Genomic DNA, 13816 nt, shown 5'->3' on the forward strand with positions numbered 1-13816 from the left:
TTTTAGGGGGGATATCTGTGAGAAAAATCAGACGTTTTACGGCTTCGGCAATGGCAGGCGCAGTCATAGCAGGCTATGCTCAGCCCTTTGCCGCTCTGGGAGCCACTACACTTATAAAGGGCGACATAAGCCGCGATGACAGGGTATCTGTTGCAGATATCGTCCTGCTAAAGAATTATCTTCTGGGACGCTACGGTCTCAACGAGAACCAGTCCATAGCCGCTGATATAAACAGCGACGGAAATATCGACACCTTTGACCTTGCGGAAATGCAGGACATTTTCCTCAGGAGCAGGAACAAGCTGCCGCAGGGTACATGGATAGGCGATATTGCAGGCTCCAAGCGCTATTTCAGCTTCGGAGACGGCACAGGCACTCTTATCGACCCGAGCTCGGGAAAGACCAATGAGTTCACCATAGAGTGTGACGAGGACATGGTGGTGCTGAATATAAAGAACGGCGGCACTGTTACAGCGTTCATAACATGGAGCGATGAGAACTCCTTTGTGCTGAAATGGGAAAACGGAACTGCCGAGACATTCAGGTATTTCTGCGATAACGCCATAAATTCCTCGGAGCTTCTCACAGGACGGTGGGTGACCGATAAGGGCAGCACCTATGAGATAAGCGGGCTCAGCGGAAAGCTCACCGACAAGAGCAAGAATATAAGCCGCTTCGAGTACGCTCCCAACGGCGAGGATATAGTTTTTCACTTCGGCAGCACCGACAACAACACCGAGGGCAAAATAAAGCATACCGACTCCATGCACTTTACCGTGACATGGGCAGACGGCTCCGCGGAGACCTTTACGAAGCAGGAAATTGAAGTGAAAAACGGCATTACCTACGTAAACGGCATACTTATTGCCAATAAGACCTACGCTCTGCCCTCGGACTACAATCCGGGCAAGATACTTCCCGACGCACAGGCTGCTTTCAATGAAATGCAGGCGGCTGCGAAAAAGGCGGGCTACAATCTCACGATTGTTTCGGGCTTCCGCTCATATTCCTATCAGGGACAGCTGTACAACGGCTACGTTGCCCGTGACGGAAAGGCGGCGGCGGACACCTACTCCGCAAGAGCAGGTCACTCCGAGCACCAGACGGGACTTGCAATGGATATAAACAATGCAAGCAGCAGCTTCAATAATACTCCCGAGGCTAAGTGGATAGCGGAGAATTGCTATAAGTATGGGTTCATACTTCGCTACCCCAAGGGCAAGGAGAATATAACGGGCTATATGTACGAGTCGTGGCACGTCCGCTATCTCGGCAAGCAGCTTGCAAAAGAGGTCTGCGATTCGGGACTTACCTTAGAGGAGTTCCTGTGCATAGACTCGAAGTACAAATCATAATTTGAGCCGTTAGCCATTAGCCATTAGCCGTTAGCTTGTAGGGGCGGATATTATTCGCCCGCCAATAATCTATGAATTATAAATGACCGATTGTAGGGGAGCCTGCCCTCTTCTACATATGGGTTCATGGTGTTTATTGCGAAAATCATATACGGGCGGATAATATCCGCCCCTACAATTAAAATGGAAGGATTTTGCATATGAAGCTTTTACAATGCTATGTTGACAATATCATAACCACTGCCCTCATGGAGGACATAAACTACATCGACGCTGCTGCGGATAACCTTATCCCGCCCGAGCACAGAAGCTCCGCTTATTACGTCGCAAAGGACACGGGAGTTGTCTGCGGTATCGAGGTCGCAAAGCGAGTGTTCGACCTTGCCGGCGGCGACGTGGACTTCAAGATACTTCTTCAGGACGGCACAAAGGTGCAGAAAGGCGATATAATCGCAGAGCTGGAGGGAAGCACCCTCACTCTTCTCAAAGGCGAGAGAACAGCCCTCAACCTCTTACAGCATATGTCGGGTATAGCTACTGCCACAAACAAGTGCGTGGAGCTTGTCAAGGACACTAAGGCTGCTGTAACCGACACAAGAAAGACTCTCCCCGGACTTCGTGCCCTGCAAAAGTACGCGGTAACTGTTGGCGGCGGAAAGAACCACCGCTTCAACCTCTCCGACGCGGCAATGCTCAAGGACAACCACATCGACGCTTACGGCGGCATTACTGCGGCTGTGAATGCGCTCCGCGAGAAGATAGGTCACACCGTCAAGATAGAGGTGGAGGTGCGTACACTTGACGAGCTCCGCGAGGCTCTTGCTACAGGTGTTGAGATAATCATGCTTGACAATATGAGCTGCGATGAGATGAAGCAGGCTGTGGAGATAGCAGGCGGAAAGGCTCTCCTTGAAGCTTCGGGCAATGTTACTGCCGATAATATCCGTGCAGTTGCAGAGACAGGCGTGGATATAATCTCTCTCGGTGCGCTTACACATTCAGTAAAGTGCTTTGATATTTCCATGAAGATAAAGAAGTAATCGGTGAGTAGTGAGTAGAAAGTAGTAGGGGCGGATATTATCCGTCCGCGCTGTAGGGGCTGCCTTTGGCAGCCCTAAAAAATAGGGGGGCTTATAATGGAACTGACAGTCTGGCTTATGCTTACGATACCCATAGGCGTATTTTTTACCTGTTTTGGTATATACGCATGGAAACGCAAAAAGCCCATGTGGTTCTGGTCGGGAAAAGAGGTAAAGGAAGAGAAAATAGCGGATATTCCTGCTTATAACAGGGCAAACGGCATCATGTGGCTCAGCTTTTCGGCTGTTTTCTGGCTGGGAGCTGTTCTGGGAATTCTGAACTTAGAGGCGGCAGGGATAGTTGTCGCTGTCGGAACAATAGCGGGTATTCCATTGCTGTTCCTTGTCTATCGGAAGATATATTCCAAATATAAACGTAAATAAGAGTTATCGCCTGCATTGTGGAGAGTCACAGTGTGGGCGGTTTGTTTTTATCGGGCGGATACTATCCGCCCCTACAGGTATAATTTCGCAGTTTCAGCAGATAATACCGCTGAGGTGAGATGTATGGGAAAAGGAGAACTGCTGCCCGTTCTTGACAGCAGTATTGATGAGATACGCCGCATTTCGGGGGGCTCCTCGGACGTACTCATAAACCGCTTCGTCACGGGCGGTATACACTGTGCGCTGCTGTGCTGCGAGGGCATGGTGTCCACATCTGTCATAACGGAGCTAATTTTCGAGCCAATTACCGATATACCTCAGCAAAAGGACTCCCACGGGCTGTTTCATTATATAAATGAGGAGCTGCTGCTGTCAACAGACCGCCCCGAGGTGAGAGACTACGATACGCTTTTCAGCCTGATGAACTCGGGCTTTGCGGTGTTTATTGCAGAGGGCATGACCACAGGACTTGCATTCGGAGTGCAGGGGTATAGCTCACGGGGTATCCAGGAGCCCCTTGGCGAGGGCAATATCATGGGCGCACATGAGGGCTTCACGGAAACTGTCCGCACCAATATGTCCCAGATACGCAGGCGGATAAAGTCTCCAGAGTTGGTCATGGAGCTGACCCAAAAGGGGAGTAAGAGCTCCACGGATATATGCCTTTGCTACATGAAGGACCGCGTGCCGAAAGGGCTTATGGAGAAGATACGCCGCTCCCTTGACAAGGTGGAGCTTGAAGCCATACTCACTACGGGCTATCTGCGCCCCTTTGTGGAGAACAGCAGCTTTCAGCTCTTTGACTCCACGGGAACAACAGAGCGTCCCGACGTGCTGTGCTCAAAGCTTATCGAGGGGCGTGTGGCGATACTTGTGGACGGCGTTCCCTATGCCATAGTTATACCACGGTTATTCTGCGAGAGTTTTCAGACTCTGGACGATTACGCTTACAAGCCCTACTATGCGACCTTTATACGCTGGCTGAAATACGGAGCTTTTCTTGCGGCGGTGCTGCTGCCCTCATTTTATGTTGCCATAGTCATGTACCACCCTGAGCTTCTCAACAGCACACTGTTCATGCTCCTTGTGGACGCTGAGAAAAAAGCGCCCCTGTCTATAGTCACGGAGGCTTTCTTCGTACTGATAATGTACGAGGTTATACGTGAAGCAGGAGTGCGGCTGCCTAAGCCTGTGGGCGGAGCTGTCAGCATAATCAGCGGACTTATCATAGGCGATGCGGCAGTGAATTCCGGACTTGTCAGCACTCCGCTGCTGACAATGACTGCACTTTCTGTACTGGGCGGACTGGTAGTTCCCGAGCTGAATCCGCAGGTTACGGTGCTGAGGTTCGCCTTTCTCATAGCAGGCGGAGCGCTGGGACTTTTCGGCATAAGTCTCCTTGCCTGTGCGGTGCTTGTGAATATATGTGCTGCGGAGAATTACGGCTTCCCGTATATGGCGCCCCTGTCGCCGTTCAGGAGGAGCGGCATGGGAGATACGGCTGTCCGAAGCGGCATAAAGAAGCTTCAGAGCCGCGGTTTTACTGTGGAGGAATACCATGAATAGCATATCGAAATATCAGTTTGCAGCGCTGCTGCTCATCACCGACCTTTTCAGCCTTTGCTGTCTCAGGGGCGGAGTTTCCATAGTTACGCTGTGGGGAATGCTGGCGGGGACGGCAGTGCAGTTCCTTGGGGCGGTGTGTTTTGCAGTGCAGGGCGGAGCACTGAAAAAGTGGGTGCAGGTATTTTTTCTTGCCTATGCAGTCTTCTGCGGCGGAGCTCTTTTTGTAAGTCTCTGGCGCACACGGGACGCCATTTATATACCCTATGAGGAAAGCCGCGGCGTATGGGGCAGCCTTATGACGGCAGGACTTATAGCACTTGTGTGTCTGTATGCTTCGTCTACGGGGATAAAGTCAGTGACTCGGGCAGCTGTTATTGCTGCGGTATTGGCGCTGCTGTTTCTGTCCGTTGACCTTGTAAGCGCGGTATTCAATGCGGAGTGGAGAAACGTTTCGCTCCCTCAGGAGAGGAGCTTTCTGAGGGAGCTGCTCAGGGGCTTCGGACTCAGCGGCAGCCTTGGCAGTATGGCAGTGTGGCTTGACAGCGTAAGGGGCGACAAAAGCTGTGCAGTTACGGTATACTTTGCGGCAAAGGCAATGGCTGTGACGGCGGTCATGCTGACGGTACTTCCCGTTGTGGGTGGTATCATGACGCTGACAGACTTTCCCGTTATCACGGCGGCGCAGCTCTCCCAGCCTTTTGAGGCTCAGCGCATAGACTCGCTGTTTCTTGTGGTGTTTTCGGTGCTGGCTGTTTTCTCCGTGAGCTTGCAGGTCATGACGGGAGCTTACCTGCTGGGAGAGCTTTTTCCGCGCTTTCAGCGCTGGCGGAGTCTTACGGTCATTGCCCTGATGATCGGAGCGTCTTTTGTTATCAGTCAGCGTGAATTGACGGCGGTCCGCGCCTGCGCGGCAATAGCCGCGCTCCTTATTGCGCCTGTTGGCGCAAAAAAATCCGCTGCCATTGGCAGCGGATAGGCGCGGACCTTAGTTGCGGCTTTTCCTTTCGCGGAGCTGTCGGAAGAATTCCGACAGTATAGCCGAGCACTCCTCCTCCATGACGCCGCCCGTGACCTCGGGACGGTAGTTGTAGGGAAACTCGAACATCTTCTGCACGGAAACGGCAGAGCCGCTTTTAATATCGTATGCTCCGAATATAACGTTGTCGATACGGGAGTTTATTATAGCTCCGCAGCACATGGGGCAGGGCTCAAGAGTGATGTATATGGCACATTCCGGGAGCCGCCAGCCTCCAAGAGTGCGGCAGGCTTGGTCGATTGCCATTATCTCTGCATGAGCAAGAGCATTTTTTGCTCCCTCACGCATATTCCGTCCCTCGCCGACGATTTCTCCCGTGGTCTTTTTTACGACCACTGCACCTACTGGGACTTCTCCCTCTTCAAAGGCTTCTCTTGCCAGCTCAAGTGCGCGGGACATATATTTATCCATTGATATGCTCCTTTATAATATGAGCTTTATGAGGGCTGCCATAACGCATACGCCTACGACAGCAGGCACAGGATAGCTTCTGAATGCGATGACCAGTCTCTCCCACATGGATATCTCTGACTTGTATGAGGCTATCCTGTGGCGGTTCTTTTTCTTGCTGAGCAGGTAAACGGTGCCAAAGCCCAGTGCTCCGATGATAAATACCGCAAGTATGAAAATATTTCTGTGCAGGTATATGGTGTCGGTGGAGGTCGATTCCAGAAGTATCAGTGCCAATCGGTACAGCTTGAAGATTATCTGCACGTATATGGCTGTGAGTATTGAGCCGCTCCTGAGCATTCCCGCTGCCGCTATGGCAGACATCAGAAGTGCTGCGGGGAACTCGCGGACGTCCTGCACAAGAAGTGCGGACATAACAGAGGTTATCACCAATGCGAACACATCGCCGAACTGGCGGAGCGCACCGAAAATAGCCCCTCTGAAAAAGAGCTCGGACAATACCGACAGGACAACTATATCGAATATGGCATAGATGATGAACTGTTCCTGGCTCCATACTGAGGTGTCGGCGTCTATGTCGCGGAAATAATTGTAGAGCAGGCGCGTTTTGTTGGTGTAAATGTTCGGCAGGCTGGTCACTGCGCTTGCTGCCATCGCCATACAAAGCGAGTCTATCATATCCGGCGAATGCCTGAGCTTTGTCAGGTACTCTGCCTTTGAAGGCATCTTCAGCTTCTTGTGTACGTACCATGCGGGTATCAGTACTTTCATCAGACCGATAAGTATGAGTGAGGTGACGATCTCAACATCGCCGCCGTAAACGCCCGTGCTGAAAAAAGATGAATGTATATCAAAGCCGAGAAAGTCAAAAAGGGATATTACTGCCTTGCCGATGATATTGTCGATAACTATCCATATCAGCATAGCTATGCCCGCAACGTTCATTATCTTGATAACGCAGTTGCGCTCGGCAGTGGGGAGAGACTTGCTCTCGAAGCCCTTTCCCTCTACAAAGACACTTTCTCTGCGATCCATCTTAAAGTTGAAGGCATATGGATTGTCCTTGTTCTTACGCCATTTGATGAAGCTTTGATTGTAGCTGTCGTCCTGTGTCGAATAATCGAATTGTTCTACAACATTTATAATATTTTTCTCTGAGGTGTCAGTAAGCTGCATTGACTCACCTCCTACAGTTTCTCATAATAATAGTATCACATTTTGAGGGGAACAGTGTTGATATTTTAAAGCATTTTTATGAACAATCAGTTAATTGAATAAAATAAAAAAGGTGATATATCTTGAACAGATTCTTTTATTCTTCTGCTGCCGTTCTGGCGCTTATCTCTGCCGCAGGCTGCTCCTCGGGACGTATCCACGAGAGAAGCTATCTTCGTGCTGCCGCAGTTTCCGAAAGCGGTCAGCTCACTTTTTCATTCTTTGACGAAGATGATACCATTGCGTGCTCGGGCGATGATGCGGATTCTGCCAAAAGCTCTGCGGAGCTCATTGGCGGCAAGCCAATATTTACAGGCTATACCGAGCTCATTATCATTGACGGCAAGGACTCCCTTGCGATTCTTGACCATATGCTTGACAGCTGGAAGCTGTCGCCCTCATGTACAGTGGTGTACAGTGACAACGGCGGAGAGCTTCTGCGCAATAATGACGCGGAGCTTCTCATAGGCATAACCGAACAGGCAGTGAAGCAGGGGATAGCTCCAAAGTGTGACATCATAACCGTACTGGGAGAGCTTTGCCGCAGAGGCGAAGCAGAGGTGGCGGAGCTCCGCACTGACGGCTCCGCGGGGAGCTGCTGTGTATACTGCTCCGTGGGTTAATTCTGGTGGCGCACCACGCCGTACTCGTCGTCGAGGCGATAGTAGGGACAGGAGTAGTTGGTGCCCTGCAAGAATCGGTACATCTCGTCCTCGTCGAGATTTATCATACAGACGTAGCAGTCGTAGTCCTCGTCATAAACATAGTTGGTGCAGGTCTCGCAGTTGGTGGCGGTTTTCTTTTGCATTAGTATCCCCCCTCTTCTTTGGGAAGTTGAGAGTTGAGAGTTTAGGTGTTCGCTTCGCTCACGTTATTTAAATAATATCGCCGAAGGCGATACCACAACTTTCAACTCTCAATTCTCAACTCTCAACTTTAAATAAGCGCAATCTTTGACTATTATATCATAAACGGGGAGAAAATGCAAGAAAAAAGCTAAAAATGGGGAGAATTTTTTGTTTTAGGCTTTGATAAAAATATAACAACTTTCCTTTTTTTATATATCACTGAAACGGTTTATCGCCGCCTTTGGCAATGTTTACTGTCCTTACCGCAATTTTTGCATTGCTTACAGGTAATATTGCTATTCCTAAAAAATACCCTCTGCCGCTATTGACACATTGACAAAAAACAGATATAATAGTATCAGAGGAACGTTTGGCTTTTGTCGGACGCTCCGTGCTGCGGTGCTTATTTCCGCACATTACATGATAATTTTTTAGGAGGTATTATACAATGTCACTGACAAAAAACCCTAACGTATTAAAGTGGGTAGACGAAATGGTAGCTCTCTGCCAGCCTGATAAGGTAGTTTGGATCGACGGCTCTCAGGAGCAGATCGACGCTCTTATCGAAGAGGTAACTTCACTCCCCGATGACAGCTGGGACAAAATGTACAAGCTGAATCAGGAAAAGTATCCGAATTGTCTCTATCACAGAACCCGTGCTAACGACGTTGCCCGTGTTGAGGACAGAACCTTTATCTGCTCTAAGGAAAAGAAGGGTGCAGGTCCTACAAACAACTGGATGGCTCCCGATGAGATGAAGGCTCTCCTTACACCTATGTACAACGGCGTTATGAAGGGCAGAACAATGTACGTTATCCCTTATTCAATGGGACCTATCGGCTCTCCTCTTGCTAAGGTAGGCGTTGAGGTCACTGACTCTATCTACGTTGTTCTTAACATGAACATCATGACACGTATGGGTAAACAGGCTTTCGAGAACCTCGGTGATACTTCCGATGATTTCGTAAGAGGTCTCCACTCAAAGGCTGACGTTGATCCCGAGAAGAGATACATCGTTCAGTTCCCTGAGGAAAATACTATCTGGTCTATCAACTCTGCTTACGGCGGAAACGTTCTCCTCGGCAAGAAGTGCTTCGCACTCCGTATCGCTTCATTCCAGGGCAAGAACGAGGCTTGGATGGCTGAGCATATGCTTATCCTCGGCGTTAAGAAGCCCAACGGTGAAGTTAAGTACATCACAGCTGCATTCCCGTCAGCTTGCGGTAAGACCAACTTAGCTATGCTTATCCCGCCAGAGGGATACAAGAAGGACGGCTATGAGATATTCACAGTCGGCGACGATATCGCTTGGATGAAGCCCGGCAAGGACGGCAGACTCTATGCTATCAACCCTGAGAACGGCTTCTTCGGCGTTGCTCCCGGAACAAACGCTAAGTCAAACTACAACGCTCTCGCTTGCACAAAGAACGGCGCTATCTTCACAAACGTTGCTCTCGACAACAGCGACAACACTGTATGGTGGGAGAAGCTCAACGAGAATCCGCCTAAGGACGCTACAGAGTGGACTGGTATCAAGTGCGACGGTGAGGCTTGGGTAGCTGAGGGCAAGAAGCTTGCTCATCCAAACTCAAGATTCACAGCTCCTGCTAAGAACTGCCCATGCATCTCTCCTGAGTTCAACAATCCTGAGGGCGTTCCTGTATCTGCTATCATCTTCGGCGGCAGAAGAGCTACAACTGCTCCTCTCGTATATCAGTCATTCGACTGGACACACGGTACATACATCGGTTCAGCTGTTTCTTCCGAGACAACTGCTGCTGCTACAGGTGCTGTAGGCGTTCTCCGTCACGATCCTATGGCTATGAAGCCATTCATCGGCTACAACGTAGGCGACTACTGGGCACACTGGCTCGAAATGGGCGCAAGACTCGGCAGCAAGGCTCCTAAGATCTTCAACGTAAACTGGTTCAGAACTGACGATCAGGGCAACTTCCTCTGGCCCGGCTTCGGCGACAACATGAGAGTTCTCGACTGGATCATCAAGAGAGTTGACGGCGAAGTTGACGCTGTTGAGACTCCTATCGGATACCTTCCTAAGGCTGAGGATATCAACCTCAAGGGTATCGAGGACGAGGTAACTCCTGACGCACTCAAGATGCTCCTCACTGTTGACAAGGAAGAGTGGAAGAAGGAGATCGCTGAGATGAGAAGATACTATGACGAGGACATCAAGGCTAAGGGCGGCAATATCCCACAGGCACTTTACGATGAGCTCGACATGATCGAAGCAAATCTCAACAAGTAATAGAAAATCTTGCGGCAAGTCCGCATATACAGGAAAGGACTGTCACAGCTGCGGCAGTCCTTTCTGCTATATAGGGGGTATGGGGAAAATGATGACAGGGCTGATAGTTACTGGGGTCATGGGCGTATTATTTGCAGTGTCGCTCATATGGTACCGCATGAAGCTTCACTGTCTGAACTTCAAGGGCAGGACAGAAGCGGTCATCACAAAGATAAGCGAGTATTCACGCAGGGACGACAAGAAGCGGAAGCAGTACTTTTACCAGTACACTGCGGAGTATTACGTCGAGGACAAGGCGTATAAGCTCCGTCGGACTGTTCCTAAGAAAAACGAGATGTATGAGGGATACAGGATAGACGTGGTGTACGACGAAAAAGCTCCGCGGCGCTGTGTGCCTGCGGAGGAGATAACAGTCCCCGAAACAGCGGTCAGAAAATGGAAATTAGTCCCTATCGCAGCAGGCATTTTCTGGATTGTCGTATTTGTTTTCCTGATACCCATGATATTCGGCTTTTCGGAGAGAAACAGCGATATATACGAGGACGGGATACGGTACGCTATGATGTTAGCATGCGCAGGCTCCGTAGTGTGGAAGTTCGGCGCGAAGGACATAAAGCAGCACGGCTTTCCGTGGCGGACGCTGTTCATGCTGCTGTTCTGGATAGCGCTTTTGATCGTGTATTTCTGGCTGGCATTTTCGGAATATTTTGCATAGCAGAAAAGCTCCCCGTGTGGGGAGCTTTCTATATTTCTTCCTTATTCTTTCACATATTCAAAAAGGTCGCCCGGCTGACAATCAAGAGCTTCGCAAATGGCGTTCATGGTCTCAAAGCGTATGCCCTTCATCTTGCTGGTCTTCAGGTTTGAAAGGTTCACGTTGGTCATGCCTATCCTCTCGGCAAGCTCGTTCAGCGACATCTTGCGGTCAGCCATCATCTTGTCAAGTCTGATTATTATTGCCATACCGCACCGCCTTACGCTATCATGTCGTTGTCTTCCTGAAGACTCAGACCGTAGACGAAAACCTCGGATAATATGCCGATAATGACTCCCAATGCGATAAAAAGCATATTCTGCATATCAAAAACGATCACTACGCTGTATTCCTGTTCGGAGATCGGTACTGTTGCATAAGACGGGATAAGAGCGCCTGCGATCAGAACAACTGCCATAATGCGGAGCTTTGTTATTATCTTTTTTGAGAACGGCTTGCCTGTTTTGCGTATTTCAAGGAGTATCAGGGCGAGAAGTCCCAGCTCGGCGAATAATACAAGGGAGTACAGGCTGTTTATCAGATATTCTTTTATTGCCGTATGCTCCGAATAGCCTATGAACTGGTATACAGCAGCTCCGAGTGCGCTAAAGCATAGGAGACAGCTCAGTATGGTGTCGATAAAGGTGCGTTTTTTTAGTTTTTCTGATATAGTTTTGTTCATAACATTATCTCCTTTTTTAAAGTATTACTTTAAGTTTTTAAAGTTTCTATCAGCTGATGACTGTATTATAGCACAGAGATTAAAGTGTGTCAATAAGTTTTTAAAGTGTTACTTTAAATATTGTGATAACGCACAAGTGAAGCTGCCGCAAACGCAGCATGCGTTGTGCAGAATGACAAAGGTGTTAGCATAAAAAAAGCTCCCCTTATGGGGAGTTTTTTACATTCCATAGCGGTTAGCTGTGAAATGAAAACAGAGCTTGAATGATTTTTCAATAGTACGCCGAAAAGCCTTTTTTTAAGCGCCAAGGCGTAAAATGATTAATCTATTTGTATTATATCACAATTTACGGTTATATACAATAGCAGTAATGCACAAATTAATTCTGCCGACTTAGTGTAATATGGATAAACAATTATACTTGCTGTAATAGCATTCCTTGAACTCATTATAAAGTCAGCACGACCTTGTTACATTTACCGCTCCTGATACGATTATATATGTGTAAGGAGGCGGATCAGTTGAAAATTTCAATAATTCCTACAAAATCGCATGAAATGGCTTGCATTTTCCTTTATAAACTGCTATTATTATAGAGCATTGTTATTTGAAAGGATATTGAAAATGGAGAAATTCATAAAGTGGTGCGTTTCGATACTGCCGAAGCCGCTGCAGAAAATATACTATAAATATGAAGAAAAGTGGCTGTACCTCGTTTTCGGCGGACTTACCACCGTCGTGTCTATCGTCACAAAGCTGCTGCTTTTCAAGCTGGTCCCGGGAGAGCCCAAGTGGGAGAGCACCGCAGGTGTTGTCTTCTCGTGGATATGCGCCGTAACATTTGCGTTCTTCACCAATAAGAAGTACGTTTTCAAGAACAAGACCAGCAATGCCAGGGAGTTTTGGAAGGTCTTTGCGTCATTCTACGGCGCGAGACTTGCTACCCTCGGTATGGAGGAGGCTATATTCCTCATATTCTGCGACTGGCTGGGTATGAGCAAGACCGTCATCACTTTCCTCAGTCAGGTAGTCATTTTCATTGCAAACTATATCCTCAGCAAGGTGTTCGTTTTCAAAAATAAGGGAAACAATACTGCGGAGCAGCACAATGACTGAAACAATTAAAATAGGAAGCGTGGCTATGCCGAGGACGGCTGCACTGGCTCCCATGGCAGGAGTTGCGGACAGAGCGTACAGGCTCATGTGCAAGAAGTACGGTGCGGCTTATGTTGTCAGCGAAATGGTTTCCGCAAAGGGCATCTGCTACAGCGACCGCAAGACTGCGGAGCTTTGTACGGTCACGGACGATGAGCGTCCCATGGCTGTCCAGCTTTTCGGCAGCGAGCCCGACTTTATGGCGGAGGCTGTGAAGATAGTTCTGGAGTACAGCCCCGATATCATCGACATAAATATGGGCTGTCCTGTGCCAAAGGTAGTGGGTACGGGAGCAGGCTCTGCTCTGATGAAGGACATCAGGCTTGCGGCGGATATCACGGAAGCCGCAGTCAAGGCGGCAGGGGAGACACCTGTCACGGTGAAGATACGCAGCGGCTGGAACAGTGAGAGCATAAACGCTCCCGAAATGGCAAAGGCTCTGGAAGCGGCAGGAGCTTCGGCTATTGCAGTCCACGGGCGCACAAGGGACATGTTCTACAGCGGCGAGTCCGACAGCAGCGTTATCAGGGCTGTTAAGGAGGCTGTCAGCGTTCCTGTTATCGGAAACGGCGATATCACCGACGCCGATTCATGCGTGAAGATGTATGAGGAGACAGGCTGCGACCTTGTGATGATAGGCAGGGGCAGCTACGGAAATCCATTTATATTCCGCGAGATAGAAGCGAAGCTCCGCGGTGAGGCTTATGAGCCGCCTGCTCTTGAAACGAAAATGCAGGTCATGCTGGAGCATATACGCCTGATACTTGAGCTCAGCGAAAAGTGTGAGGAGCTTGCCATGCACGAGGCACGGAAGCACGCGGCATGGTATATGAACGGCTGCTACGGCTCGGCAAAATTCCGCGGGCGCTGCTATCAGCTTTCGTCATATGCGGAAGCGGAAGCTCTGGCGGAGGAGTTCATCGAGCTCCAGCGAAGCCGTCAATAGGCTTTTAAGTGCGGTTATACGCCGAGGATTCCGAAACGGTGCAAATCGTATACAAAGTGGACAAAACAGTAGTTTGTTGTCATGATGCACAAAAAACATGCAAAAACTTCGTATGAATG

15 protein-coding genes are annotated in these 13816 nt (G+C 49.2%); 10 read left to right on the forward strand and 5 right to left on the reverse strand.

What is annotated here, in order from left to right:
* Positions 1-17 precede the first annotated feature (17 nt).
* The 5 genes from N774_RS19490 to N774_RS0112440 all read left to right on the forward strand — a co-directional run bounded on the left by N774_RS19490 (position 18) and on the right by N774_RS0112440 (position 5360).
* On the forward strand, positions 18-1355 hold the full coding sequence (locus N774_RS19490; RefSeq protein ID WP_024861545.1) for a D-alanyl-D-alanine carboxypeptidase family protein: 1338 nt from the start codon (positions 18-20) through the stop codon (positions 1353-1355).
* A gap of 200 nt (positions 1356-1555) precedes the next feature.
* A complete protein-coding gene (gene nadC, locus N774_RS0112425; RefSeq protein WP_024861546.1) occupies positions 1556-2395 on the forward strand; it encodes a carboxylating nicotinate-nucleotide diphosphorylase in 840 nt (279 codons plus the stop codon).
* A 96-nt stretch (positions 2396-2491) separates the two neighbouring features.
* Positions 2492-2818, forward strand: coding sequence for a hypothetical protein (locus N774_RS0112430; protein WP_024861547.1), 327 nt, complete (start codon positions 2492-2494; stop codon positions 2816-2818).
* Positions 2819-2941: 123 nt separating this feature from the next.
* Complete coding sequence (locus tag N774_RS0112435; RefSeq protein WP_024861548.1) at positions 2942-4384, forward strand: spore germination protein; 1443 nt, start codon at positions 2942-2944, stop codon at positions 4382-4384.
* A complete protein-coding gene (locus N774_RS0112440) occupies positions 4377-5360 on the forward strand; it encodes a hypothetical protein (RefSeq protein WP_024861549.1) in 984 nt (327 codons plus the stop codon). The genes N774_RS0112435 and N774_RS0112440 overlap by 8 nt, the downstream gene beginning before the upstream one ends.
* 9 nt (positions 5361-5369) lie before the next feature.
* Here N774_RS0112440 and tadA read toward each other — a convergent pair whose 3' ends face one another.
* Both tadA and N774_RS0112450 read right to left on the reverse strand, forming a co-directional pair.
* Positions 5370-5831: a tRNA adenosine(34) deaminase TadA gene (gene tadA, locus N774_RS0112445; RefSeq protein WP_037280280.1), complete on the reverse strand. Its 462-nt coding sequence runs from the start codon at positions 5829-5831 to the stop codon at positions 5370-5372.
* Positions 5832-5843: 12 nt separating this feature from the next.
* On the reverse strand, positions 5844-7007 hold the full coding sequence (locus N774_RS0112450) for a CPBP family intramembrane glutamic endopeptidase (protein WP_024861551.1): 1164 nt from the start codon (positions 7005-7007) through the stop codon (positions 5844-5846).
* A 122-nt stretch (positions 7008-7129) separates the two neighbouring features.
* Here N774_RS0112450 and N774_RS0112455 point away from each other — a divergent pair, with 122 nt between their 5' ends.
* Entirely contained in the window at positions 7130-7669 is a 540-nt protein-coding gene (locus N774_RS0112455) for a hypothetical protein (RefSeq protein ID WP_024861552.1), read from the forward strand.
* On the opposite strand, the gene N774_RS0112460 is transcribed toward N774_RS0112455, so the two are convergent.
* Complete coding sequence (locus N774_RS0112460; RefSeq protein ID WP_024861553.1) at positions 7666-7854, reverse strand: DUF6472 family protein; 189 nt, start codon at positions 7852-7854, stop codon at positions 7666-7668. The two genes, N774_RS0112455 and N774_RS0112460, sit on opposite strands and share 4 nt — an antisense overlap.
* 488 nt (positions 7855-8342) lie before the next feature.
* On the opposite strand from N774_RS0112460, the gene N774_RS0112465 reads away from it, so the two are divergent.
* Both N774_RS0112465 and N774_RS0112470 read left to right on the forward strand, forming a co-directional pair.
* Positions 8343-10160: a phosphoenolpyruvate carboxykinase (GTP) gene (locus N774_RS0112465; protein ID WP_196231553.1), complete on the forward strand. Its 1818-nt coding sequence runs from the start codon at positions 8343-8345 to the stop codon at positions 10158-10160.
* A 118-nt stretch (positions 10161-10278) separates the two neighbouring features.
* Complete coding sequence (locus N774_RS0112470) at positions 10279-10875, forward strand: DUF3592 domain-containing protein (RefSeq protein ID WP_155250393.1); 597 nt, start codon at positions 10279-10281, stop codon at positions 10873-10875.
* 41 nt (positions 10876-10916) lie between these two features.
* Here N774_RS0112470 and N774_RS0112475 read toward each other — a convergent pair whose 3' ends face one another.
* Both N774_RS0112475 and N774_RS0112480 read right to left on the reverse strand, forming a co-directional pair.
* Positions 10917-11123, reverse strand: coding sequence for a helix-turn-helix domain-containing protein (locus N774_RS0112475; protein WP_024861556.1), 207 nt, complete (start codon positions 11121-11123; stop codon positions 10917-10919).
* Between the two features lie 11 nt (positions 11124-11134).
* The gene (locus N774_RS0112480; protein ID WP_024861557.1) at positions 11135-11596 is read right to left on the reverse strand and encodes a DUF2975 domain-containing protein; all 462 of its coding nucleotides are present in this window, start codon (positions 11594-11596) and stop codon (positions 11135-11137) included.
* A gap of 624 nt (positions 11597-12220) precedes the next feature.
* On the opposite strand from N774_RS0112480, the gene N774_RS0112485 reads away from it, so the two are divergent.
* Both N774_RS0112485 and dusB read left to right on the forward strand, forming a co-directional pair.
* The gene (locus N774_RS0112485) at positions 12221-12712 is read left to right on the forward strand and encodes a GtrA family protein (protein WP_024861558.1); all 492 of its coding nucleotides are present in this window, start codon (positions 12221-12223) and stop codon (positions 12710-12712) included.
* Complete coding sequence (gene dusB, locus N774_RS0112490; RefSeq protein WP_024861559.1) at positions 12705-13697, forward strand: tRNA dihydrouridine synthase DusB; 993 nt, start codon at positions 12705-12707, stop codon at positions 13695-13697. The genes N774_RS0112485 and dusB overlap by 8 nt, the downstream gene beginning before the upstream one ends.
* Positions 13698-13816 lie beyond the last annotated feature (119 nt).

This window comes from Ruminococcus flavefaciens AE3010 (assembly GCF_000526795.1).
Classification (GTDB): domain Bacteria; phylum Bacillota; class Clostridia; order Oscillospirales; family Ruminococcaceae; genus Ruminococcus; species Ruminococcus flavefaciens_D.

Coding starts and splice junctions, on each gene's coding strand:
- N774_RS0112430 (WP_024861547.1), top strand. CDS start 2,492: ATGGAACTGACAGTCTGGCTTATGCTTACGATACCCATAGGCGTATTT.
- N774_RS0112465 (WP_196231553.1), top strand. CDS start 8,343: ATGTCACTGACAAAAAACCCTAACGTATTAAAGTGGGTAGACGAAATG.
- N774_RS0112470 (WP_155250393.1), top strand. CDS start 10,279: ATGGGCGTATTATTTGCAGTGTCGCTCATATGGTACCGCATGAAGCTT.
- N774_RS0112450 (WP_024861551.1), bottom strand. CDS start 7,007: ATGCAGCTTACTGACACCTCAGAGAAAAATATTATAAATGTTGTAGAA.
- N774_RS0112460 (WP_024861553.1), bottom strand. CDS start 7,854: ATGCAAAAGAAAACCGCCACCAACTGCGAGACCTGCACCAACTATGTT.
- dusB (WP_024861559.1), top strand. CDS start 12,705: ATGACTGAAACAATTAAAATAGGAAGCGTGGCTATGCCGAGGACGGCT.
- tadA (WP_037280280.1), bottom strand. CDS start 5,831: ATGGATAAATATATGTCCCGCGCACTTGAGCTGGCAAGAGAAGCCTTT.
- N774_RS0112475 (WP_024861556.1), bottom strand. CDS start 11,123: ATGGCAATAATAATCAGACTTGACAAGATGATGGCTGACCGCAAGATG.
- N774_RS0112440 (WP_024861549.1), top strand. CDS start 4,377: ATGAATAGCATATCGAAATATCAGTTTGCAGCGCTGCTGCTCATCACC.
- nadC (WP_024861546.1), top strand. CDS start 1,556: ATGAAGCTTTTACAATGCTATGTTGACAATATCATAACCACTGCCCTC.
- N774_RS0112435 (WP_024861548.1), top strand. CDS start 2,942: ATGGGAAAAGGAGAACTGCTGCCCGTTCTTGACAGCAGTATTGATGAG.
- N774_RS0112485 (WP_024861558.1), top strand. CDS start 12,221: ATGGAGAAATTCATAAAGTGGTGCGTTTCGATACTGCCGAAGCCGCTG.
- N774_RS0112480 (WP_024861557.1), bottom strand. CDS start 11,596: ATGAACAAAACTATATCAGAAAAACTAAAAAAACGCACCTTTATCGAC.